Below are 23091 nucleotides of genomic sequence, written 5' to 3'. Positions count from 1 at the left end.
GCACGCCACCTTGCGCCACCGCTGGTGGGCCCCGCACCCACCAGATCCCGCTCGCCGCCATCCGGCCTGATCGGCAAGGCGGCCCCCGCCCGCGCTGACCCGCTGCTGATCCGGGCGCGGCACCCTCGACACGTCCGCCGGAAAACCCGGCGGATCCGCCACCAGCCGAGAGCAGCACGCGCCATGCCACAGATCCCCGCCATCCCCGGCTTCGCCCACCACCGCATCCCCGTCACCGACGACGGTGTCGCCCTGAACGTCGCCGTCGGCGGCACCGGCACCCCCGTCGTCCTGCTGCACGGCTTCCCGCAGACGCACCTGATGTGGCGGCACGTCGCGGCCGACCTGGCGGCCGACCACACCGTCATCTGCCCCGATCTGCGCGGCTACGGCGCGAGCGACAAACCGGCCGAGGCCGCCGACGGCGCGACGTACGCCAAGCGCACCATGGCCGCCGACATCGTGGCCGTGGCCCGGGCCCTGGGCCACGACCGGTTCGCCCTCGCCGGTCACGACCGCGGCGCCCTGGTCGCCTTCCGTGCCGGGCTCGACCACCCGGACGCCGTCACCCACCTCGCCGCCCTCGACGTGCTGCCGACCCTCGACATGTGGGAGGCGATGCACGGCACCACCGCGGCGGTCGGCTTCCACCTGTATCTGATGGCGCAGCCCCCGGGCCTGCCCGAGCGGATGATCGCCGCCGCGCCGGACGCCTTCTTCGGCCACTTCCTCGACCTCTGGGGCACGGACCCCGCCGCGATCCCCGCCGCCGTCCGCGCCGCGTACCTGGACGCCTGCCGCGCCGCCGTCCCCTCGATCGTCGCCGACTACCGGGCCTCCGCCGGGATCGACGTCGCCCACGACCGGGCCGACCGGGAGGCGGGCCACCGGCTGCGGATGCCGGTCACCGTGCTCCAGCAGGACTGGGGCGCCGCCCTCGGGTTCGACGCGGAGGCGCTGTGGCGCGCGTGGGCGCCCGACCTGCACCACGAGACCGTGGCGTACGGCCACTTCATGGCCGAGGAGGCACCCGCGGACGTCGCGAAGGCGCTCCGCGCGCTCCTCGCCCGCCCTTCCTGACAGTTCACACCGCCCGGGTCACCGCCACCGCCGCCTTGAGGTCCGCCCAGAACCCCGGCTGGGCGCTGACGCGGTAGCCCAGCCGGTAGACGGTCGTCCTGGCGGGGCCGCGGACCCGGAGCCGCACCTCGCTGGGGCCCGGGTGGGCCTGGAGGATCTCCTTCAGCTGCTGGACGGACCGCGGGGTGACGTGCGCCGCGAGCATGTCGAGGCACAGCGGGGCATCGGCGGCGCTCAGGTCGGGCACGGCCAGCTCCATGGCCACCAGCCGGGGCACGTCCTCGCGCTTGTCGAGCCGTCCCTTGACGAGGACGATCGCGTCCTCCACGAGCCGGGTGGACACCAGCTGATACGTGGCGGGGAAGAACATGCAGTCCAGCGAGCCCGCGAGGTCTTCCACGGTGGCGATGGCCCAGGCGTTGCCCTGTTTGGTCATCTTGCGCTGGAGGCCGGAGATGATGCCGCCGATGGTGACGATCGCCCCGTCGGCGTGCTCACCTCCCGTCAGCTGGGCGATGGCGGCGTCCGCCTTGTCGCTCAGCAGGTGTTCGACGCCGAAGAGCGGGTGGTCGGAGACGTACAGCCCGAGCATCTCCCGCTCCTGGGCGAGCAGATACGCCTTCTCCCACTCGTCGTCGGGGAACTCCACGTCGAGTCCGAGGGCGGGGGCGTCACCACCGTCCCCGGTCCCGAAGAGGTCGAACTGCCCCTCGGCCTCCTTCCGCTTGACCGCCACCACGGTGTCGACCATCGGCTCGTACCGGGCGGCGAGCCCCTTGCGCGTATGCCCCAGCGCGTCGAACCCGCCCGCCTTGATCAAAGACTCGATCGTCCGCTTGTTGCACGCGACCGCGTCGACCTTGTCCAGGAAGTCGGGGAACGAGGCGTACCGCCCGGCGGCCCGGCGGCGGCGGACGATGGAGTCGACCACGTTCTGCCCGACGTTGCGCACGGCGGTCAGGCCGAAGACGATCGTGTCGTCCCCGCGGGGCGTGAAGTCGGCGTCGGACTCGTTGACGTCCGGGGGCAGCACCTTGATGCCCATCTTGCGGCACTCGTTGAGGTAGACGGCCGACTTGTCCTTGTCGTCGCGCACCGAGGTCAGCAGCGCCGCCATGTACTCGGCCGGATAGTTGGCCTTGAGGTACGCGGTCCAGTACGAGACGAGCGCGTACGCGGCCGCGTGCGCCTTGTTGTACGCGTAGCCCGCGAACGGCACCAGCACGTCCCACACCGCCTGGACGGCGTCGTCCGGGTAGCCGCGCGCCCGGCAGCCGTCCCGGAACGGGATGAACTCCTTGTCCAGCACCTCCTGCTTCTTCTTGCCCATCGCCCGGCGCAGCAGATCGGCCTGGCCGAGCGAGTACCCGGCGAGCACCTGGGCGGCCTTCTGCACCTGCTCCTGGTAGACGACCAGGCCGTAGGTGATGTCGAGGACCTCCTTCAGCGCGTCCTCGACGCCCGGGTGGATCGGAGTGATCTCCTGCTGGCCGTTCTTCCGCAGCGCGTAGTTGATGTGCGAGTTCATGCCCATCGGGCCCGGCCGGTACAGGGCGGTGACGGCCGTGATGTCCTCGAAGTGGCTGGGCTTCATCAGGCGCAGCAGCGAGCGCATCGCGCTGCCGTCGAACTGGAAGACGCCGAGCGTGTCGCCGCGGCCGAGGAGTTCGAAGGTCGTGGGGTCGTCCAGCGGCAGGTCGAGCAGCGTCAGATCGATGCCCTTGTTGGCGCGCACCATCTTCACGGCGTCGTCCATGATGGTGAGGTTGCGCAGGCCGAGGAAGTCCATCTTCAGCAGGCCCAGCGACTCGCACGTGGGATAGTCCCACTGCGTGATCGTGACCCCGTCGGTGTGCCGCACCCACACCGGGACGTGGTCCACGACCGGCTCGCTGGACATGATCACGCCCGCGGCGTGCACACCCATCTGCCGCACCAGGCCCTCGACGCCCCGCGCGGTGTCGATGACCTTCTTCACGTCCGGGTCGCCCTCGTACATCGACCGGACCTCGCCCGCCTCGCCGTACCGCGGGTGCTCCGGGTCGGTGATCCCGGACAGCGGGATGCCCTTGCCGCCGACGTCGGCGGGCATGGCCTTGGTGATGCGGTCGCCCATCGCGTACGGGTAGCCCAGCACCCGCGCCGAGTCCTTGATCGCGTTCTTGGCCTTGATGGTGCCGTACGTGCCGATCATGGCGACCTTGTCGGCGCCGTACTTCTCCGTCACGTACCGGATCACCTCGGCGCGCCGGCGCTCGTCGAAGTCGATGTCGACGTCCGGCATGGAGACGCGCTCGGGGTTGAGGAACCGCTCGAAGATCAGCCCGTGTTCGACCGGGTCGAGGTCGGTGATGCCCATCGCGTACGAGACGATCGAGCCCGCCGCGGAGCCGCGCCCCGGGCCGNGTACGAGACGATCGAGCCCGCCGCGGAGCCGCGCCCCGGGCCGACCGCGATGCCGTTGTTCTTGGCCCACATGATGAAGTCGGCGACCACGAGGAAGTAGCCCGGGAACCCCATCTGGATGATGACGTCCATCTCGTACGCGGCCAGCTTCTCCCGGTCCTCGGGCACGCCGCCGGGGAAGCGGCGGGCCATGCCCCTGCGGACCTCCTCCCGGAACCACGTCACCTCGGTGTACCCCTCGGGCACGTCGAAGCGCGGCATCAGGTCGCGCTTGGTGAACCAGCCGGTGACATCGACCTGTTCGGCCACCAGGAGGGTGTTGCGGCAGCCCTCCTGCCAGGCGTCCGAGGAGTCGATCGCGTACATCTCGTCCGCCGACTTCAGGTAGTAGCCCGTGCCGTCGAAGCGGAAGCGGTCCGCGACGGCCAGGCTCTTCCCCGTCTGGATGCACAGCAGCGCGTCGTGCGCCTGCGACTCGTGCGCGTACGTGTAGTGCGAGTCGTTCGTCACCAGCGGCGGGATGCCCAGCTTCCGCCCGACCTCCAGCAGCCCGTCCCGGACCCGGCGCTCGATCTCGATGCCGTGGTCCATCAGCTCCAGGAAGTACCGGTCCCGGCCGAAGATGTCCTGGTACTCGGAGGCCGCCTTCAGCGCCTCGTCGAACTGCCCCAGCCGCAGCCGCGTCTGCACCTCACCCGACGGACACCCGGTCGACGCGATCAGCCCCTCGGCGTGCTCGGCGATGACCTCCTTGTCCATCCGCGGCCACTTCTGGAGCCAGCCGTGGGCGTACGCGTCCGACGACAGCCGGAACAGGTTGTGCAGCCCGGTCCTGTCCGCCGCCCAGATCGTCTTGTGCGTATAGCCGCCGGAGCCGGACACGTCGTCCCGCTTCTGGTGCGGCTGCCCCCACTGCACCTTGCGCTTGCTGCGCCGTGACTCCGGCGCCACGTACGCCTCGATGCCGATGATCGGGGTGATCCCGGCGCCGGTGGCCTGCTGGAAGAAGTCGTACGCGCCGTGCAGATTGCCGTGGTCGGTCATGGCGATGTGCGACATGCCCATCTCCCGGCAGGCCGCGAACATGTCCTTCAGCCGCGCCGCGCCGTCCAGGAGTGAGTACTGCGTGTGGACGTGCAGATGCGTGAAGGGGCGTGTGGCTGGCACCGCTGACCCCTGTCAGGCGCCGGAGACGTCGGGGTCGAGGTCCTCGGCGCTGTCAAGGTCTTCGGCGATCCTCCGCAGCCCCGCGGCCACCTCGCGCGCCGACGGGGCGTGTTCGGGGTCGATCAGCCACTGCTGGGTCAGCCCGGCGACCAGCGCCATGTGCACCGACCCGACCGCGCGGGCCAGTTCGCGCGCCTCCGCGCTGTCGGTGGCGTCGATCCCGTGCAGATCCGCCGCCATTTCCGTACGGGACCGCTCGAACGCCTCCGCGATCTGCTGACGGATCTCCGGGAACCGCTCGGCCTGCGCGAACGCCTCGACGCCGGCCACCAGCAGCGGCCGGTCCGTGGCCTCGGACCCGACCATCCCCGCCCACATCGCCTCCAGCCGCGGCCCCACCCCGGCATCCCGGGCGGACCCCGCCGACCGGGTCAGGACCTTCTCGCCCCACTCGTGGAGCGTCTCCAGGAGCGCCGCGTTGAGCAGCGCTTCCTTCGAGCCGTAGTGGTAGTTGATCGTGCCGAGCGGCGCGTTGGCGGCGGCGGCGATGTCGCGCGAGGTGGTGCGGGCGTATCCCCGCTCCTCCAGGCACTGCTTCGCCCCGGCCATGAGCTGTTCGCGGTGTCGCATGCGGGGCAGCGTACCTCACTTCTGAACGAGCGTTCAGGACGGTCGTTCAGAATGGTCGCCCAAAGCGCTCCTGGGCAGCAGCGATAGCGAAGCGTGAACGGGGTACGGTGTCCCATGCCTGCCACCTTCAGTTCCGCGAGAACCCGCGGCGCACTCCGCTCATCAGCGCGTATATCCGGTGAATTGCTCCTGGTCCTCGCGATGACCGCGGTGGCCCTGTGGCTTCTGGGTCAGATGTGGTCGATCGTCTGGCCGCTCATCGTCGGCTTGCTCCTTACGACGCTCACCTGGCCCCTGACGCGTTTTCTGCGCGGGCACGGGTGGCCTCCCGCCGTGGCCGCGTCGGCTGTGACCGCGCTGTTCCTCCTGGTCGCCACGGGCGTCGTGGCGCTGATCGCGGTCCCGGTGGCATCCCAGTCCGGCGAGCTGGTCGACGGCGTGACCCAAGGCATGCACCAGGTGCGCGAGTGGGCCGCCGGGCCACCGCTGAACATCGACGACGCTCAGATCGCGCAGGCGACCGACACTGCGGCCGCCCGCCTGCAAAAGAGTGCCAGCGGCATGGTCTCCACTGTCGTCACGGGAGTGAACGCCGTGGTCGGTGGTCTGGTCACCGCCGTCCTGGCCCTCTTCCTGATGTTCTTCTTCCTCAAGGACGGCCCGCGGTTCCTGCCCTGGCTCGCTCGCCAACTGCCCGGTCGGCTCGCCACCGATGTCCCCGCCGTGGCCGCGCGCAGCTGGGACACGCTCGGCGCGTTCGTGCGGTCCCAGGCGCTGGTGGGTCTGCTCGACGCCGTCTTCATCGGCCTCGGCCTGTTGATTCTGGGCGTGCCGCTGGTGCTGCCGCTGGCGGTGCTGACCTTCGTATCCGCGTTCGTGCCGATCGTCGGCGCCCTGTTCGCGGGCTTCGTCGCGGTGCTCATCGCGCTGGTGGCCAACGGCCCGACGGACGCGCTGATCACTCTGGCGATCATCGTGGTGGTGCAGCAGCTTGAGGGCAATGTGTTCCAGCCCATGATCCAAAGCCGCGGGCTCGGCCTGCACGCCGCGGTGATCCTGCTGGCGGTGACGCTGGGCGCCAGCCTGGCCGGTGTCGTGGGCAGCCTGCTCGCCGTACCGGTCGCCGCGCTGATCGCGGTGGTCTGGAACTACGCGCGCGAGCAGCTCAGCGACCCGCTACAGGAGCCGGAACACCTCGGTTAGCCGGGCGTTAGCGGAGTGGCAGTGGAGCGGCAGCTTCACGGCAGCGGTCCCGACCAGAGTGGTTGTCGTACCGAGGAAACAACGACACCAACTGCCCCGGGGGGGACCCGAAATGAACGCCACCACCACTGCCCGCACCGCTCGCCGCCGCACCCTGCGCGTCGCCGCCGCGACGCTCACCGCGGCCGCCGCCCTGACCCTCACCGCATGCAACGGCTCGGACACCGCCGGCGCGAAGACGTCGGGCAAGGCGGACTCGGCCGCGGCCGCGGACCGCGAGGGCGCGGGCTCCTCCGAGGTGCAGGGCTCCGAGTCCCAGGCGGACGCCGGCACGAAGGCGGGGGCCGCGGGCAAGCAGTCCGCCCCGCGCTGCCACACCGACGGCCTGAAGGCGGCGTTCGCCACGGGCGAGGACGCGGTCCCGGACCCGAACGCGGAGGGTTCGACGACCACCAGCATCGTGCTCACCAACACCACCGGCACCAGCTGCAAGATCGGCGGCTTCCCGGGCGTGGACCTCAACACCGAGCACGGCAGCGGGGACTGGTCGCTTCAGCGCTCCTCGGCCAAGTTCAGCTCGATCACCCTGGGCCCGGGGGACAGCACCGACTTCACCATCAACCTCGCCCTGGCCGGGGAGGACGACGAGGACTCCTGGACGCCCGCCTACGCGGTCATCACCCCGCCGAACGAGACCAAGTCGATCACCCTGGACTGGCCCTGGGGCGGCCTCGTCGACCAGCGGAGCGCCACCCACCCGGCCACCTTCGTCAACCCCATCGGCTGAGCCGAGAGAGTCCGCTGCCCCGGTGTGTCACACCGCGGCAGCGGACGTGGTGCTCTCCTTACGCTCCTCAACGGCGCCCAGCTCTCCGTGGAGACGCGCGAACACCGCGCACACCAGCGGCATGACCACCGGGGGCAGCAGGAGAAGGGCCACGGCTGTGGGCAGGATCTTCACCAGCACGCCGGTGATCCACACGTTGTCGTCGCTGAGCCACAGCATGCCGAGCCCGGCGGGGTGAGTGAGGGGAGCGGCCGCGTACCGGGCCAGCAGGAAGACGAGCACGGCGGCCACGGTGACCAGCGCGCCCATGCCGAGGGTGCGCCACCGCGCGCGGCGGGTCAGCACCCACGAGCGGTACAGCGCCACGAACGGGGAACGGCGTTCCAGCACCGTCTCGGCGGTGGCCACCGCCAGGCGGGAGTACAGCAGCGGGCCGAGACACCCGATGGCGATCGGCAGCACCCATCCCACCAGCGTGTACTGCCAGGTCGCCGTCTCGTGCAGGGGTGTGGGCTCGACACCGGGCACCTTGCTGCCGTCCACGAGGCTCCACAGCACCAGCCCCGCCACCTCCACGGCGCCCACGGCCAGTCCGGTCAGCGCGTTGACCCCGAGGGCGGCGGGAAAGCGCCGACGGGTACGCCGCCACACCTCGCGGCTGGAGAGCGGCCCGCCGTCCCGCGCGGCATGGGAGTCCCCGACGGCGTACGCGGTGTGCAGGACGGACACGACGAGGAGCCCCAGAACGAGCAGCAGCAGCGACACCACGAACCCGACCCTGACCAACGGGGGCAGGCCACCGTCGGCGTAAGCCACGTAGGAGTCCTCGTTGGCGATGTTGCGGTCCGCGTAGTCCCGGACCCTCCCGAAGGCATCCCACGCCGCCGCGAACCCACCACCCACGATCGCGCAGCCGAGCACGGCGGTCAGGGCGGACACGCGGAGGGTGAAGCCGTACAGCGCGCGGCGGTAGCGGTTGACCACGCCGAGCGCCCCGCCGATGCCGCCACCCGGCTGCCCGGTCGACTGGTTTCCCTCGTGTGCCATGACCCGCCCTGATCTCCGTACGACTCCGTGGTGACGGCAGCCAAGACGGCTGCCGGGCCCATGGGGTTCCCGGGACCGGGTTCACTCTGGCCGGCTGGTCACTGGGCGAATCAGTCCGAAGGCCCGGATGCCGCGTACAACGCGGTGCGGATGCGCTGGGCGGTCCGCGCGGCGAGCGAGATGCCGGTTTCCTTGTCACCGCCGGACGTCACGATGGCGAGCACGCCTCCGACGCGGACGTCGACGGCATAGGACGGAGTGCCGTCGTACTCGTCACCGCCGGTTCGTCGCGAGATCTCCAGCAGCGCGTCGTCGCCGAGGGCGGCGACATCCCGGGCCTCGTGGTGCTCCTGGACGGGGGCGGCCTCCGTGTCGACGGTGACGTCCGGACAGGATGTGTGGAGTCCGCGCCGGACCTTCAGATAGCGCTCGGCGCGCCCGGCGGGCATCGACACCAGCTGTACGGTGACGATCCGGTCGTTCTCCGCGGCGCGTGCACGGTGCACGGTCTGCTGGGCGCTGGCCCCCTTGAAGCCCCTCAGCTCCACGCGCAGGTCGTTCCCGGCCCGGCACTGGGCCCAGTCGCCTCCCCCGTACCGGCCGAAGAGCCCCAGGTCCGTCCCGATGACCTTCGCGTGCCTGCCCAACGCCCCGGCGGGCGGGAGCGCGGCCTTCAGCTCGGTTTCGGTGAAGACCCGTTCCGGGTCGGCCTCGCCGTCGACGCCGGGCGCCGTCGTGGCGGGACGGGGAGCAACGGACGGGCTCTCCGTGTCGGCGCACCCTGCGAGGAGGGCCACCGCCAGCATGACGGCATGGCCCGCTATCCCCGCGCGTACCGCGGCTCGCACGTCAACCTCCCCCGGTCGGCGAACAGTTCGACAGGAACCCTGGACGAATGAGTGAGCGGGTCATTGGGTGAAGAAGGACGGCGGGTGGGTGGGGTCCGTCGCGCAGAGGAAGAGGCCCGCGTGGCTGCCGCGGCCGACCGTCATGCCGGTCGGTTCGCGCGCCGCGTTGAAGGCCGGGGTGCCCGGTTCGAGGTGGCGTTCCTCCAGCGGCCAGAACCGGTCCGGTTCGCGGCCGCCGTACGTGAACTCGTACGTATCGAACTGCACGAACAGCGCGAGCGGGCCCCCGCAGTCCCCGCACGTCAGCGAAAGCGGCATGTCCGTCGTCGCCCAGCCCATGCCGCCGCCGAGCTTGCAGCCGGGGACCGTCGACACGTCGTCGTACGCGTGGTCGTCCAGCCGCTCCCTGAGGTCGTCCGGCAACTCCTCCGGCCACGGGTACTCCACCACCCGCTCCGGATCCAGCACGCACGGGCGCGGCACCATGTCGCTGTCGTACTCCCAGTGTTCCGCCGGATCGGGCTGTTCGGCCAGCACCTCGCCGACGTCCGCGGCCCGCCGCCAGAACACCCGGCACGCCTGCCCCCACCCCTCCGGGTGCGGCTGGTCGTGCCAGTCGGGGCACCAGAGGACCTGGGCGAGGTCCGTCCCGGCGGGAAAGGCGATCTCGGGGAAGTCGGCGGCAGTGAGCTGAGCCACGGCGACGAGCGGATACGGGCCGAGCGGCCTGCCGTTGATGTCCTTGTGCTCATCGCAATACGGCCACGGCTCGGCGCCCGGCCACAACAGGGGCCCGCCGATGTGACTGTCCCGCACACCGGGCTCACCCCGCCGGGGATGCAGCCGGACCGTCGTCCGGGCGTACGGGGCGATCTCGGGGAGGCTCTGTGCGAGGTCGACGGAGGGCGCGCCGGTGGTGAGGGCCATCGGGGCAGTGTCGCAGCCGCCGCGCGCGGGCTGTCTCCGGGGACGGCCCGCGCACGGTGCGGTCACGCTCGGGCGGCGATGCGCTCGCCGAGTTCGGCGGCTGCCCGACTGTCGGGCATGGACGTGACGCGGGCGGCGATGTTGGTCAGGCCGTCGTTGATCCGTACGGACTGCACGCCGTCGGCGCAGTCGAGGAACTCCCTCCAGGTGGCCAGAGCCGTCTCGCTGTTGCCGCGTTTGAGCTGGACGTGTCCGAGGTCGGCGAGCACGATCGCCCGGGTGCGCTTGCGGTCGAGGCCGTGGATGTCGAGGGCGAGATGGAGGTGTTCTTCTGCGGCGGTGAGGTCGCCGAGCTTGGCGTGGATCATGCCCGATTCATGGGCCACCGGCCGTGGCTGTAGTGGCTCGCCCAGGATTGGCCCGGCCGGGACGGCGCCTGCTCGATGGCGGCTTGGGCGGAGGTGAGCATCGTCGTGGCGGTGGGGTGGTCGCCGTCGGCGGCTGCCGCGCGGGCGAGGGTATTGCGGTAGTACGCGAGCGCCTTGGGGTTGTCGAGTCTCCGGCCGCGCTGTTCGCACGCCTCGGCGAGCCGTACGGCGGTGGGAATGTGGCCGAGGTCGATGGCCTGTTCGGCGAGTCCGCGCAAGGCCGTCGCCGCGAGTTCGTTCTCCCCGGCCTCGGCGGCGAGTTTGAAGCTGTGCAGGTGGTATTGCTGGCTCAGCCCTTGGTCGCCCTCGTCACGGGCCATCCAGCCGATCAGGTGCACCAGTTCGCTGGTCGCGGCGAACAGCTCGCGGCCGACCTTGTCCGCGTAGCGGCCATCCAGCCATCGCTTGACGTCGACGGTGAGGTAGCGCACCGCGAGATGCCGGGCGTGGCCGCCGCCGGTCTCGGAAGCGGCATCGCCCAAGGTGGTGGTCATGGTGCGGACGGCGGCGACTTCGCCCATGCCGACCGCCACGGGGCCGGGACGGTTCACACGGCGGGTGACCGCTTCGGTGTCAGGGAGGTCGAGCGCGGCCAGGCCGACGGCGGCGGATGCAGCGAGGAACTGTCGTCGGTCCACGTCGCTGCCTCCCAGGATCATGACCGAGGTCACGGTATCGGCGAACTCAGACTCATTGTCCTCGGACAGACTGACGGTGAGGACTTGTTCGATGAACGGCAACCACACCTGGGGCACTCGGCGTCCCGTTTCCCATCGGTAGACCTGCTGCCGGTCGCAGAACCCCGTCTTCCCCCAGCGCGCCACTGAGAGTTCGTCCGCAAGCCTCGCCTGGCTGCACTTGGGGCGCCGTGCCGTGCGTGCTGTGCGGATGCGCTCCCCGATGGTCATGCCCGGCCCGATCGTCGGTCCTGGTTCACAACTGGCCTACAGGTGGCAGACATTGTGGCAGCTCCCCACACGACGCATCCGGGCGTTGACTGATGGTAACCACTCGGTGGGGCAGCCGCCGGGTAGCGAGCGGAAGGAACACCCTCATCATCACCCGAACTGGCACTTCCGCTTCGCACTACAGCGTGCTGCATCTCCGCCACCCGCAAGGGCGCCCGTCTCGCCCGGCTGCTCGCGACCGAGCGCATTCGCGCCTGGGAGCTGCCGCATGAGAAGGCGGCGCTGATCGTCGCCGAGCTGGCCGCGAACGCCGCGCTGCACGGCCGCGTGCACGGGCGGAACTTCCGGCTGGCGCTCAGCGCGACCGCCGAGACGCTCCGCATCGAGGTGAAGGATCCCCGTGCCGAGCGGCTGCCCTCCGTGCGGCCCAAAACCGACACCGGCGAGCCGCGCGAATCGGGGCACGGGCTGCTGCTCGTCGAGGAGTTGGCGGACCGCTGGGGTTTTCGGTCCGAGCTGATCGGCAAAACGGTCTGGGCCGAACTCGACCTCCCCGCCTGAGCCCGTCCCACCGGAGGCCCGGAAACCTGGATCCGGTGGGGTGCGCGCCGGTGCGGCGGGCCATCAAAAGCCAAGAACCCTGGGAAAGAACCCTCCCAACCCATCCAAACCTCACACTAGTCACCCGGACGGGTGATTCCGCCCAACTCGGCTGGCGCGAGGACGGATTGGCGCGGCAGGCTCGGGCACAACAACCCCAGACATGCGACGGCCCCCGGCCGGGACTGGCATCCCGAGTCGAGGGCCTGACCACCGAGGAAGTAGGGCTTCCCGATGGCTGAGCAGCACCCTAGCGCGCCTGCGCGCGCCCTATCTCTCGTTCGCCGATCCGCCGGCGGAGTCACCCATGTGAGGGAACGACACCCGAACCGCTACACGATCGTCGGCAACCACCTCACCCAGCACCGCGAACTGTCCCTCACCGCGATCGGCCTCGCCGCGCACATCCAGTCGCTGCCGGACGGCGCGCCGGTGGACATCCGTACGCTGGCCGAGCGGTTCCCGGAGGGGCGGGAGCGGATCGCCGCCGCGCTACGGGAGTTGGAGGCGTACGGGTACCTCGAACGCGTCCGGGAGCGCACCTCGGACGGCCGGGTCGTGACCCGGACGTACGCGTACAACCACCCGGAAGCCACGCGCACCCGCCGCGCCCGCGAGTCGCAACCTGTGCAGCCCGTACGCGAGTCGCAACCCGTGCAGCCCGTACGCGAGCCGCAGCCCGCGCCGCCGCCCACCCGCCACACCCCCGAACCCGAGCCCGAGCCTGGACCCGCCCCGGCGCCCGTTGCCGCGACCGCGCCCACACCCGCCGCGGCCGCCATCCTCGCCACCCTCCGCCGCGACGACGACCGGTTACTGCTCTCCGAGCGCGACGTACGCCGCCTCGCCCCGGCCGTGGCCGCCTGGCTGGAGCGCGGCGCCGCGCCCGACGCCGTACGCCGCACCCTCAGTGCGAACCTTCCGCCCGACCTCCGCCACCCCGCCGCGTTCCTGGCGCACCGCCTCACCGCGCTGCTCCCGTCACCCCTCCCGGCGGCTCCCGCGCCCAGCCCCCGGTCGGTGGTCGTACCCCTCCGGAACTGCAACGGCTGCGACCGCGCCTTCCGCTCGCCCACCCCCGGTGCCCGCTGCCGCGACTGCCGCCACGCCGCCGCACCTGCGGCCGCGTGATCGGCTCGCCCGGAGCGCGGAGGAGTCGCATGGGGCGTATCGTCGTAAAAGGACTTTCGGAGGGGTGGATACCACCCTGCGCCGGAAAAGGCCGCACCTCATCTGGTCAACCCCTGTTGCTATGCAGATGGTCACCACGTCACCAGAGAGGTCAGGGATTGCCATGGCTACGGTGAGCAGCGTCCGGTACGTTTCCCCCTTCTCCTGGGTCAGCCTCAATGCGAACGAGGGGCTGGAGGTCTTCGCCCGCGGTTCCGACGGCACCCTTCAGCACAACTGGCAGACGGCCCCGAGCCGCAACGAATGGTCGGGGTGGAAATCGCTCGGCGGCAACCTGCAAGGCGACCCGGTCGTGGCCACGAACCTCGATGCTCGGATGGAGGCTTTCGTCCGCACTACGGACGGCAAGGTCCAGCACGCCTGGCAAACCGCCCCCCACAGCACCTCATGGTCGCGTTGGGAATCGCTCCCCGGCAACCCGTCCGCGGCAGGCATGCCGACCGTCGCCAGGGACTTCGACGGCCGACTGGAGGTTTTCGTCCGTGCCACGGACGGTTCCGTCCAGCACATCTGGCAAACCGCCCCGAACAACGGATGGCGAGATGATTGGAAAGTTCTCTTCGTCGACGACGTGATGGGCGACATGGCGGTCATCCAGGACTCCGATGGCCGACTGGAGGCCTTCGTCCGCGGCTACGACGACGAAAATGGGGTGCTCACCGTTCTGCACGCTTATCAGCGACCCCACGTCGACGGATGGGCCTTCGGCGAACTCGGCGGCACCCCGCAGGGCGACCCGACGGCCGTCTTGAACACCTCCGGCCAGCAGGAGGTCTTCGTCCTCGGCCCGAGCGGCTCCATCGAGCACATCTGGCAGACCAAGCCCAGCAATGGATGGGCCCCGGGGTGGACATCGCTCGGCGGCGACAATCCGGTGGGCACCCCCGCCGTCGGCGTGAACACCGATGGCCGGCTGGACGTCTTCACCCGTCAGGAAGGCGGCGCCCTCGAGCACATCTGGCAGACCAACCCCGCCCCCGACGGCCGGTGGTCGCCCCATTGGGCATCGCTCTACAACGGCGCCCTGCTCGTGATCGGCGACCCGGTGGTCGCCTCGAACGCCGACGGCCGCCTGGAGGTCTTCGCCCTCTTCGGCGACGGCACCATCAGGTGCACCTGGCAGAACACCCCCGGTGACGACACCGACTGGTCGGCCTGGCACTCGCTCGGCGTCCCCGGACAGTAGTCCTCCGGGGCCCCAGGGGGCTGCTCACGCCGCCGCGTGAGCAGCCCCCGGATCTTCGCGGATCTACCTTTTAGTTCTTCTCGCACTTCTTGGTGTCTTTGCTGACACCCATGATCTCGTTGATGTGCGCGAACTTGTACGTGCCCTGGGTCATTCCCTCGAAGCTGACGCACTTGTACCAGGGCGTCGCCCCGTCGTTCCAGAACTTGAAGGCAACCTTGGTCTTGAAGCCGCCCAGGCAGTGGTTGTTGTAGTACACCTTGGTGCTCGCGTATCCGGTCTTCCAGGAGAAGTTGATCCGCGAATTGTTTTCATTGCACTTGACGCTGCCCTTGCCCGCCTTCGGCGGGGGGCCCTGTACTGCCGCCGCGGTGGCGTCGGACGCCGAAGTGGGCGTCGCGAATGCCGGTGCGGACATCAGGCCGAGGGTGAGACCGGTGGCGGCGAGCATGCCTCCGGCCATGGTGAGCGTGCGCATGGATTCCCCCGTGGGAAGTCGCGTTTCAGATTGGTCGCGATCACTAAATGCTCCCGGGCCGGTAGGCGTCAACCCCTCATCCATAATGGGGCGTTGGGGTCATCAATGCTCACGGGGAGCTACGGCTTCCACGGCTGTAGAGGACGCGGGCGCGCGCCATATCGACAGACCCGTCCCCTGTGAAATCCAAGAAGTATTTTGTCTGCCATGCCTGAGTTCTGCTCGCCTGGCGATTGGTCGTGGTCACCCACGGTGGATAGACGCGGAAGCCACGCTTCCCGCCGGAGCCGCCACGGGACACGATGCCGTGCTCGCACAGCACGTCTCGCGGGTTGTGAGCAACGAAAGCCACTCGGGTCGTACAGCAGCGTGTTCGCCGCCAGCAAATCGTCGTGAAAATCCGCCCACGGCTCATTCGTCGCCATGCTCACATCCTGCCAGGGCCGTGTTCATCCGTGCCCATGGACATCCGTCCGCCATTATGGGGGAGAACATCCGATTTGCCTGGAGGTCTCGCATGCACCATGACGGCTTTCCTGCCCCGGATTCCGGGCTTCTCCTCACCCACTTTCTGACGGTGGCCGACGTGGCCCGGTCCCGCGCCTTCTACGCCGACGTCCTCGGTGGTGAAGTGGTGCTCGAGGAGAACCCCTGCACCATCAAGCTCGCCAACGGCTGGATCATCATGAACCCGGGCGGCGGCCCCACCCCGGACAAGCCGGACGTCACCCTGCGCCCGCCCGCCGACCCGAGCACGGTCAGCAGCTTCCTCAACCTCCGCGTCGCCGACATCGAGGCGTGTCACCGGGAGTGGAGCGCGAAGGGCGCCGAATTCCTCACGCCACCCATCGATCGCAAGGCCGAGGTGCGGTGCTATTTGCGCGACCCGGACGGCTATCTCATCGAAGTCGGCCAGGCCACCGGCATGATGCGCGGCGTCTACGCCGACCCGCCCGCCGGTGGTCACATGTAGAAGCGGACGGTCGTGCCCTCGGGGCCGGTGTGGACGCGGACGAGATCGGCGAGGTTGTTGACCGTCAACAGGCCCCGGCCTCCGGGCTCGTCGTGCTGGGGCGGGCGACGGCCTGCCAGTGGGTCCCGCAGCCATCCTCGGTCTCTCACCTCGCACACGATCTGCGTCCCGTCGTCCCAGACCGAGACGGTGCCCGAGCCGCCGCCGTGCCGCACGCTGTTGGTGGTCAACTCGGTGACGGCAAGCGAAAAGTCGTCCCATCGCTCACCTGTCAGACCGAGGCGCTTGGCCAGCTCGACGGCCAGGTCCCGCGCGCCGGGCAGACGGTCGGCGCCAAACGCGAATACGACGGCCCAGGGTGGTGGCACGAGGAGTTCATTGAATGCGGAGACAGCGCCGTCGGCGTCGTAGGCCGTACTGCGCTGCTCCCTGCCGTCGACGACGACAACGGGATGCGTGGTGTACGCGTCGGCAAGCCATCCGGCGTTGAGCCGTACGGCGTCGTAGGGGCACAGGATGGTGACCTTCCGGCCGCGGAAGGCCTTGTTGATCAGTGCCTCGTGCTGGACACAGGCCGGATATTCGGCCGGTGTACGGGCGGGCCAGATCGGCTCGCCGATGATCCGTACCCGCTCGGTGGGATGCGCGTCGGCGAACCCCCGCAGCACCTGGGGAATGATCCGCCCCGGGTTCCGCCCTGCCCGGCTCATGTCGGTGAACTGCACCTGTTCGGCGCTTGCGCCCAGCTCCGCGCGCAGTGGCCCGATGTTACTCGCGGGCACGGCCACCGCCACCGGCTCGCCCGCGGCCAGACCCTCCTCGATGAACGGGACCGTCCCGGCCACAAACTCCCGGACGCCTCGGTAGAACAAGGCCGGATGCGCGAAAGGCTCAGCCGCGCACATGCGTCATCGCCTCGATCGCCACCGAGTCGGGCAACAAGGCAGCCCATGTGCGCCACGGCGTTGGCGGCGGCCCCCTGATGACCAAGCGCCGCCTGCCGTCCAGGTCCTGGGCAGCCAGCACCAAGGCGGTCGCACCGCCGACATCGACGAACGTGAGCCCGGACAAGTCCAGCATCACGTCGCCACTTCTGCGGACAGCATCTTTGGCGCCTGCTCTCACGAGGCCCGGGTGGATTGGGTGACCTCGCCGGAGACGCGTATTCCAGTCCGGTCCGGGAGCGGGCGGATCTTCAGTGCGCTCACTCTTTTTTCGGCGGCCAGCCATGTGCCCGACCGGTCCGAGGCGCCCACGTTCGCACCTCCACCGGCCTCGACGCCGGAAGCACCACCTCTTTCACCGTAGCTCGGTAAGGGGGACCTACCAAGGGACACCCTGTTGCTCGCTCTCAGTGACCGTACGGAGATCGACTGGCCGCGGCGGTAAAAGGGATGCCGTGGTGTCCGACCGCGCTGTTAGCGGCTCATTCAAACGGGAGGACGGGGGCAGCACGTGGCAGCGGCCACGTTTCGTATCGGCTGCCAGGTCGCCCTCGCCTGGCTCCTCGGCCACTCACCGGTCATGGTTAACGCCGCGGGTTCCCTCGGCATCGCTGCTCGCCGCGCTGGTCAGGATCGCGCTTGCGACAACGTCGAAGAGGTGATCGGCGCGTGGCGCCAGCGAGGGTTGATCACCGATCCAGGCGAGCGCCGCTACCAGTGCGAACAAATCGGCGCCATCAATGTCGGTCCGCGCCATGCCCGCGGCCTGGGCACGGGTGAGAAGCCGTGCGCCGGCCGCGCGCAGGGTGACGCACGAAGCGTGGAGTGCAGACTCGGTGTCCTCGATGGCGGCTGCCATCAGCACGGTCACGCCGCGGTACTCGGTTGTCCACGCGGTGCAGTCGCGTAGCCACGAAACGAGAGCGTCTTCGGGCGAGCTCGACGTCTCAAGCTCGCCTGCCTTTGCCGTCAGTTCGCCGAAGCTCGTATGGAGCAGGGCTTCGAGCAGCGCCTCGCGCGTCGGGAAGTGCCGCAGGAGCGTCGCGAGCCCGACGTCGGCTCTGCGTGCGATGTCGCGCAGGGACACGTCGACGCCGTGCTCGGCGATGGCGGTGCCCGCTACTGCCAGCAGGTGGTCGCGGTTCTTCCTGGCGTCGGCTCTCATCCGTCCTTCTTGACTATTCGGATCAGTGGTCCGTATATTCCGGATCAGTGATCCGATTACCTGGACCGCTGATCCGAATAAGTCTATCCCGCGGCGCGAGCAGGAGAAAAGCGTGTCCACACACACAATGAGGGCCATCCGGCTGCACGACTTCGGCGGCCCCGAGGTGCTGCGTCACGAGGAGGCGCCGGTTCCCCAGCCAGGGCCGGGCGAGGTGCTCGTCCGCGTGCACGCGGTCGGCATCAACCCTCCTGACTGGTACGCGCGTGAGGGAATGCCCGACGTTCCTCCTGAGGTCAAGCCCACGTTCGATCTCCCCCTGATTCCGGGGACCGACGTCTCAGGCGTCGTAGAAGCCGTCGCGGCCGACGTCAACGGCTTCGCGGCCGGAGACGAGGTGGCCGGCCTCCTGCGCTTCCCCACCCTTCTCCAGGCCGGCGCGTACGCCGAGTACGTCACCGCGCCGGCATCGGACTTCGCACTCAAGCCGGCCGGCGTTGACCACGTGCGGGCCGCCGGCCTGGCCATGTCGGGGTTGACGGCGTGGCAGTTCCTGATCGAGCTCGGGCACGACCACCCCTCGCCGTTCCAGGAGGCCCAGCACCGCCCGACGGCACTCGACAGCGAGACCACGGTGCTCATCAACGGCGCTGCCGGTGGCGTGGGGCACCTCGCTCTCCAGCTGGCCAAGTGGAAGGGAGCCCGCGTCATCGCCGTGGCCTCCGGCGCCCACGAGACGTTCCTGCGCGAGCTCGGCGCCGACGAGTTCATCGACTACACCAAGGAGCGGCCCGAGGAAGTCGCCGGTGACGTCGATCTCGTCCTGGACACCGTCGGGGGTCCCGACACCAGGCGCTTCCTGAGCACCATCAAGCGCGGCGGCGCGCTCTTCCCGGTGTTCCCTGGCGGTTTCAGCGAAGAAGAGACCGCGAAGCTGGACGTCACGGTCTCGAGCGCGCAGGTCCGCTCGAGCGGCACGCAGCTCACCGAACTGCTACGCCTGCTCGACGCGGGCACGCTGCGCGTCGGGATCGACAGCACCTTTGCGCTCGCGGATGCCCAAGCGGCGCACGAGCGCGCCGCCCGGGGGCACATCCAGGGCAAGATCGTGCTCACGGTCGCTTAGGAACGAGCCGTTTCACCGACGCGTCCGGACTCCCGTCCGCTGGGCGCCCGCGGCCATCAAGATGCCGATGCGGAGAGCTTGGGGCGAGTCTGGCGACCAGGCGGCCCGGCGGGAGCGCCTGGCCGCCGCTGTCGCTGCGGGCGGTCGATCTTTCGCCCGCCAACCGACCACGAACGAGGCTTGATATGACGGCCACTGCGGCTTTCGGCTGGGGAAGCAGCCACCTCGACACAACGCCAGCGGGAGAGGTGGATCTCGACCCTGCAGAGCGGTTCGCCGTCCAGCAGACGCTGGCCCGCTACGCCTTCGCCCTGGATCACGGAGATCTGGTGACGTTGGCGGGCGTCCTGACCGAAGACGCCACCATGACGCTCACGATCGCCGGTGAGATCGAGCAAGGCCCCTTCATCGGACGCGCGGCGATACTCGACTTGACGCGGAATGCGACGGAAGCGCAAACCGATCAGCGCAGGCACAACCTGACCAACATGGTCTTCCGCAGCGCGGACGCCGGCACGGCAGTGGTGTGGGCCTACCTCATGCTGACGTCGAACGCAGGTGGAAGCCCGACCGTGATCACGACCGGCTTCTACACGTTCACGCTGCAGCACACCGAAGGCGAGTGGCGTATCGCGAAACTGTTCGTCGGTATGGACAACGCCGTATGAAGCGCAGCGACCACTGAAGCGTGGATCGACTGCCCCGTCCTGGCCCTGCACGGAGGGGCCGGCCCCTTCGCCCCCGACCCCGCGGCCCTGGCCCCCTTCGCCGGGGCCGCCGGTGCGCGGGGAGCTGCGCACCTGGCCCGACGGCGAGCACACGCTCTCAGTCCGGCTGGCGGCGCAGTCCCGCGATGAGGAGTTCGACCAGACGGCGCGGGTCGTAATGGGCATCGCTGCCCGCGCCGATGCAGAGGTTTCCCACGCCGCGCATCAGCTGGTACGCCTCCACCCCGGAGCGGATCTCGCCGGCCTCGGCCGCGGCGTCGAGGAGTTGGGTGCACACGGGCACGAGGCGGTCGAGGAAGTAGGCGTGCAGAGTGTCGAAGCCGGAGCTGTCGGACTGGAGCACGGCGGCGAGGCCGTGCTTGGTGACCAGGAAGTCGACGAAGAGGTTGATCCATTGCCCCAGCGCGGCGTGCGGGCTCGCGCTGGAGGCCAGCAGGGCGGGTCCGGCCTCGGCGCACGCTTCGACCTGGTGCCGGTAGACGGCGATGATGAGGTCCGCCCGGGTGGGGAAGTGGCGGTAGATCGTGCCCATGCCGACGCCCGCCTCGGCCGCGATGTCGCGCACGGGCGCCTCCACGCCTGACCGGACGAAGACCGTGGCGGCCGCGTCGAGCAGCGTCTCCTTGTTGCGCCGGGCGTCCTTCCTTTTGGACGGGGCCGCGCGCCCCGTGCCGTCCCCGCCCTTGCCGCCGTCGTTCACCGTGCCGCTCCCTTCGCCATCGCACTTGCCAAAACGGAACAGCGTTCCGTATTGTCCAAACGGAACGAGGTTCCGTTTGTTCATGATGTCAGCTCCACCCGTAATGGAGGAACACCGTCATGCTCTACCGCACCCTGGGCCGCACCGGCGTGCAGGTCAGCACCCTCGCGCTCGGCGCGATGAACTTCGGCGCGATCGGGCGCACCACCCAGGACGAGGCCACCGCCATCGTCGACGCCGCCCTCGAAGGCGGGATCAACGTCATCGACACCGCCGACATGTACGGCGGCGGCGAGTCGGAGGAGATGGTCGGCAAGGCCATCGTCGGCCGCCGCGACGACATCGTGCTGGCCACGAAGGCGGGCCTGCCCATGGGGGAGGAGCGCAACCACCGGGGCAGTTCGCGCCGTTGGCTGGTCACCGCGCTGGACAACAGCCTGCGCCGCCTCGGCGTCGACCACGTGGACCTCTACCAGATCCACCGGTGGGACCCGAGCACCGGCGACGAGGAGACGCTGTCGGCCCTGACCGACCTCCAGCGCGCGGGCAAGATCCGGCACTTCGGCACCTCGACCTTCCCCGCCTACCGCCTCGTCCAGGCCCAATGGGTCGCCCGCGAGCACCACCTGAGCCGTTACGTCACCGAACAGCCCAGCTACTCGATCCTCCAGCGCGGCGTCGAGACGCACGTCCTGCCCGTGACCGAGCAGTACGGCCTCGGCGTGCTGGTGTGGAGCCCGCTGGCCTCGGGCTGGCTGTCGGGCGCGGTCCGCGCGGGCCGGTCCATCGCCACCAGCCGCTCGACGTTCATGCCGGAACGCTTCGACACCACGATCCCCGCCAACCGGGCCCGGCTCGAGGCCGTCGAGCGGCTGGCCAAGGTCGCCGACGACGCCGGTCTGACGATGATCCAGCTCGCGCTCGGCTTCGTCACCGCGCACCCCGCCGTCACCAGCGCCCTCATCGGCCCCCGCACCCTGGACCACCTGCACGCCCAACTCGCCGCCGCCGACACCGTGCTCCCGGCCGACGTACTCGACGCGATCGACGCCATCGTCGCCCCCGGCACCGACCTCGCCCCGCACGAGAAGTACGACACCCCGCCCGCGCTGCTCGACCCGTCCCTGCGCCGCCGCTGACGCCAACTCGCGGGCCAACTCGCGTGCCCGGAAATCCGTTGATGTTCCTGGTGGCGACCGCTAGGTTCAGCCGGGTGACTGCCGGGTCGGCCCCAGAGGGCCATGCACGAGTGAGGCGCCCGGCCTCGGCGTGAGGCCGGGGCGGGCCAGGGCCCCGCCCCTCCATCTCCGTGTTCTTCGTCCGCATCGCGACCACCGCGACCACGACAACACCGGAGATGCCTCACGTGTCCGTACACGACATCCACCTGAACCACACCGCCGTTTACGCCTCGGACCGGCACTGGTCGGCCGAGTTCCTCGCCACGGTCCTGGACCTGGAGGTCGGCGCCCCGTTCGGCCCGTTCCTGCCCGTCGACCTCGGCAACGGCGTCACGCTCGACTACTACGAGAAGCGGGACGAGCCGATCCAGCCGCAGCACTACGCGTTCCTCGTCCCCGAGGAGCGCTTCGACGCCATGATCGCCCGCCTGGAGTCGGCCGGGGTCACCTACTACGCGGACCCCGGCCACACCGACCCCGGCCGGATCAACACCCTCTTCGGCGGCCGCGGTGCGTACTTCGACGACCCGGACGGCCACAACATGGAGATCATGACCCGGCCGTACGTCCGGCCGTGATCCCCCAGCGCTACGGCGCCAGGATGTCCAGCTCGCGCAGGGCGCCCATGGTGATCTCCCGGGTGTAGCGCTCGGCGCGCTCCGCGTCCCGCGCGCGGACCGCTTCGGCGACCCGGACGTGGAGGGTGACCGCCTCCGGGTCCGGGTCGCTGAACATCACCCGGTGCTCGGTGCGGCCCGCCAGGACCTCGGCGACCACGTCGCCGAGCCGCGCGAACATCTCGTTGCCCGAGGCGCGCAGGATCGTCCGGTGGAAGGCGACGTCGTGGACGAGGTAGGCGGGGAGCTGCTGGCCGCGGGAGGTGGCGACCATGTTGAGGGCGTGCTCGGTCAGCTCGGCGCACTGGGCGGCGGTGGCCTGCTCGGCGGCCAGGGCGGCCGCGGCCGGTTCGATGGCCGAGCGCAGGGAGGTCAGGGAGCGCAGCTGGCGGGGGCGGTCGGGGCCCGCCAGCCGCCAGCGGATGACCTGCGCGTCGAAGACGTCCCACTCCTCCGGGGGGAGGACGGTCACGCCGACGCGGCGGCGGGAGCGGACCAGGTGCATGGACTCCAGGACCCGCACCGCCTCGCGGACCACGGTCCGTGAGACGTCGAAGCGCTGCTCCAGCTCGTCGGTGCGCAGCACCGTCCCCGGCGGGTAGTCGCCCGCGGTGATCGCGGGCCCGAGGGACGCCAGCAACCGAGCGTGCAGTCCCCGCCCCGTGACGGGCCCCTGGTTGTCCATGGAGTCAGCCTACGTGGCCGCCGCTCTCGATTTAAGTATGACTTTTAAATCACGAACTCTTGAATACGTCGTATCAGTGGGGTTGA

22 protein-coding genes and 2 pseudogenes are annotated in these 23091 nt (G+C 70.0%); 11 read left to right on the top strand and 13 right to left on the bottom strand.

Annotated features, from left to right (window positions below; translation table 11 throughout):
• The first annotated feature begins 183 nt into the window (after nucleotides 1–183).
• Complete coding sequence (locus EEJ42_RS14200) at nucleotides 184–1080, top strand: alpha/beta fold hydrolase (protein WP_123100302.1); 897 nt, start codon at nucleotides 184–186, stop codon at nucleotides 1078–1080.
• Between the two features lie 4 nt (nucleotides 1081–1084).
• Here EEJ42_RS14200 and dnaE read toward each other — a convergent pair.
• Both dnaE and EEJ42_RS14190 read right to left on the bottom strand, forming a co-directional pair.
• Nucleotides 1085–4653 (bottom strand): annotated as a pseudogene (dnaE, locus tag EEJ42_RS14195) (DNA polymerase III subunit alpha).
• Between the two features lie 12 nt (nucleotides 4654–4665).
• Entirely contained in the window at nucleotides 4666–5283 is a 618-nt protein-coding gene (locus EEJ42_RS14190) for a TetR/AcrR family transcriptional regulator (RefSeq protein WP_123100301.1), read from the bottom strand.
• Nucleotides 5284–5397: 114 nt separating this feature from the next.
• On the opposite strand from EEJ42_RS14190, the gene EEJ42_RS14185 reads away from it, so the two are divergent.
• Nucleotides 5398–6486, top strand: a complete 1089-nt coding sequence (locus EEJ42_RS14185; RefSeq protein ID WP_123100300.1) for an AI-2E family transporter — start codon at nucleotides 5398–5400, stop codon at nucleotides 6484–6486.
• A 112-nt stretch (nucleotides 6487–6598) separates the two neighbouring features.
• Nucleotides 6599–7273 carry a DUF4232 domain-containing protein gene (locus EEJ42_RS14180; RefSeq protein ID WP_123100299.1) on the top strand — a complete coding sequence of 225 codons (675 nt, stop codon included), beginning with the start codon at nucleotides 6599–6601 and terminating at the stop codon, nucleotides 7271–7273.
• Nucleotides 7274–7300: 27 nt separating this feature from the next.
• On the opposite strand, the gene EEJ42_RS14175 is transcribed toward EEJ42_RS14180, so the two are convergent.
• From EEJ42_RS14175 to EEJ42_RS14155, 4 genes and pseudogenes are all read right to left on the bottom strand, one after another.
• Nucleotides 7301–8320, bottom strand: a complete 1020-nt coding sequence (locus EEJ42_RS14175) for a hypothetical protein (RefSeq protein WP_123100298.1) — start codon at nucleotides 8318–8320, stop codon at nucleotides 7301–7303.
• A gap of 110 nt (nucleotides 8321–8430) precedes the next feature.
• Nucleotides 8431–9168 carry a hypothetical protein gene (locus EEJ42_RS14170; protein ID WP_148081941.1) on the bottom strand — a complete coding sequence of 246 codons (738 nt, stop codon included), beginning with the start codon at nucleotides 9166–9168 and terminating at the stop codon, nucleotides 8431–8433.
• A 60-nt stretch (nucleotides 9169–9228) separates the two neighbouring features.
• Complete coding sequence (locus EEJ42_RS14165; protein WP_123100296.1) at nucleotides 9229–10095, bottom strand: YwqG family protein; 867 nt, start codon at nucleotides 10093–10095, stop codon at nucleotides 9229–9231.
• A 62-nt stretch (nucleotides 10096–10157) separates the two neighbouring features.
• Nucleotides 10158–11431 (bottom strand): annotated as a pseudogene (locus EEJ42_RS14155) (NsdA family TPR-like regulatory protein).
• A gap of 159 nt (nucleotides 11432–11590) precedes the next feature.
• Here EEJ42_RS14155 and EEJ42_RS14150 point away from each other — a divergent pair.
• From EEJ42_RS14150 to EEJ42_RS14140, 3 genes are all read left to right on the top strand, one after another.
• Nucleotides 11591–11992 carry an ATP-binding protein gene (locus tag EEJ42_RS14150; RefSeq protein WP_123100293.1) on the top strand — a complete coding sequence of 134 codons (402 nt, stop codon included), beginning with the start codon at nucleotides 11591–11593 and terminating at the stop codon, nucleotides 11990–11992.
• 273 nt (nucleotides 11993–12265) lie between these two features.
• Nucleotides 12266–13162, top strand: a complete 897-nt coding sequence (locus EEJ42_RS14145; RefSeq protein ID WP_184503077.1) for a helix-turn-helix domain-containing protein — start codon at nucleotides 12266–12268, stop codon at nucleotides 13160–13162.
• A 172-nt stretch (nucleotides 13163–13334) separates the two neighbouring features.
• Complete coding sequence (locus EEJ42_RS14140; RefSeq protein ID WP_184503076.1) at nucleotides 13335–14408, top strand: PLL family lectin; 1074 nt, start codon at nucleotides 13335–13337, stop codon at nucleotides 14406–14408.
• A gap of 70 nt (nucleotides 14409–14478) precedes the next feature.
• Here the strand turns inward: EEJ42_RS14140 and EEJ42_RS14135 are convergent, their stop codons facing one another.
• Nucleotides 14479–14886, bottom strand: coding sequence for a hypothetical protein (locus tag EEJ42_RS14135; protein ID WP_246096713.1), 408 nt, complete (start codon nucleotides 14884–14886; stop codon nucleotides 14479–14481).
• A gap of 109 nt (nucleotides 14887–14995) precedes the next feature.
• Entirely contained in the window at nucleotides 14996–15301 is a 306-nt protein-coding gene (locus tag EEJ42_RS14130) for a MepB family protein (protein ID WP_342778286.1), read from the bottom strand.
• A 102-nt stretch (nucleotides 15302–15403) separates the two neighbouring features.
• Here EEJ42_RS14130 and EEJ42_RS14125 point away from each other — a divergent pair, with 102 nt between their 5' ends.
• Complete coding sequence (locus EEJ42_RS14125) at nucleotides 15404–15859, top strand: VOC family protein (RefSeq protein ID WP_123100290.1); 456 nt, start codon at nucleotides 15404–15406, stop codon at nucleotides 15857–15859.
• On the opposite strand, the gene EEJ42_RS14120 is transcribed toward EEJ42_RS14125, so the two are convergent.
• The 3 genes from EEJ42_RS14120 to EEJ42_RS14110 all read right to left on the bottom strand — a co-directional run bounded on the left by EEJ42_RS14120 (nucleotide 15850) and on the right by EEJ42_RS14110 (nucleotide 17968).
• Nucleotides 15850–16764, bottom strand: coding sequence for a sensor histidine kinase (locus EEJ42_RS14120; protein ID WP_123100289.1), 915 nt, complete (start codon nucleotides 16762–16764; stop codon nucleotides 15850–15852). The two genes, EEJ42_RS14125 and EEJ42_RS14120, sit on opposite strands and share 10 nt — an antisense overlap.
• On the bottom strand, nucleotides 16751–17089 hold the full coding sequence (locus tag EEJ42_RS53840; RefSeq protein WP_123100288.1) for an STAS domain-containing protein: 339 nt from the start codon (nucleotides 17087–17089) through the stop codon (nucleotides 16751–16753). The genes EEJ42_RS14120 and EEJ42_RS53840 overlap by 14 nt, the downstream gene beginning before the upstream one ends.
• A gap of 285 nt (nucleotides 17090–17374) precedes the next feature.
• The gene (locus EEJ42_RS14110) at nucleotides 17375–17968 is read right to left on the bottom strand and encodes a TetR/AcrR family transcriptional regulator (protein WP_123100287.1); all 594 of its coding nucleotides are present in this window, start codon (nucleotides 17966–17968) and stop codon (nucleotides 17375–17377) included.
• Between the two features lie 112 nt (nucleotides 17969–18080).
• Here EEJ42_RS14110 and EEJ42_RS14105 point away from each other — a divergent pair, with 112 nt between their 5' ends.
• Nucleotides 18081–19094: an NADP-dependent oxidoreductase gene (locus EEJ42_RS14105; RefSeq protein WP_184503082.1), complete on the top strand. Its 1014-nt coding sequence runs from the start codon at nucleotides 18081–18083 to the stop codon at nucleotides 19092–19094.
• Nucleotides 19095–19279: 185 nt separating this feature from the next.
• Entirely contained in the window at nucleotides 19280–19762 is a 483-nt protein-coding gene (locus tag EEJ42_RS14100; RefSeq protein ID WP_123100285.1) for a nuclear transport factor 2 family protein, read from the top strand.
• Nucleotides 19763–19919: 157 nt separating this feature from the next.
• Here EEJ42_RS14100 and EEJ42_RS14095 read toward each other — a convergent pair whose 3' ends face one another.
• Nucleotides 19920–20522, bottom strand: a complete 603-nt coding sequence (locus EEJ42_RS14095) for a TetR/AcrR family transcriptional regulator (protein ID WP_123100284.1) — start codon at nucleotides 20520–20522, stop codon at nucleotides 19920–19922.
• Between the two features lie 119 nt (nucleotides 20523–20641).
• On the opposite strand from EEJ42_RS14095, the gene EEJ42_RS14090 reads away from it, so the two are divergent.
• Both EEJ42_RS14090 and EEJ42_RS14085 read left to right on the top strand, forming a co-directional pair.
• Nucleotides 20642–21661 carry an aldo/keto reductase gene (locus tag EEJ42_RS14090; protein WP_123100283.1) on the top strand — a complete coding sequence of 340 codons (1020 nt, stop codon included), beginning with the start codon at nucleotides 20642–20644 and terminating at the stop codon, nucleotides 21659–21661.
• A gap of 218 nt (nucleotides 21662–21879) precedes the next feature.
• Nucleotides 21880–22281 carry a VOC family protein gene (locus EEJ42_RS14085; protein ID WP_123100318.1) on the top strand — a complete coding sequence of 134 codons (402 nt, stop codon included), beginning with the start codon at nucleotides 21880–21882 and terminating at the stop codon, nucleotides 22279–22281.
• A 10-nt stretch (nucleotides 22282–22291) separates the two neighbouring features.
• Here the strand turns inward: EEJ42_RS14085 and EEJ42_RS14080 are convergent, their stop codons facing one another.
• Entirely contained in the window at nucleotides 22292–23005 is a 714-nt protein-coding gene (locus EEJ42_RS14080; RefSeq protein ID WP_123100282.1) for a FadR/GntR family transcriptional regulator, read from the bottom strand.
• Nucleotides 23006–23091 lie beyond the last annotated feature (86 nt).

This window comes from Streptomyces botrytidirepellens (genome assembly GCF_003721215.1).
Lineage (GTDB): Bacteria > Actinomycetota > Actinomycetes > Streptomycetales > Streptomycetaceae > Streptomyces > Streptomyces himastatinicus.
This window is presented reverse-complemented; position numbering and strand designations above follow the sequence as displayed.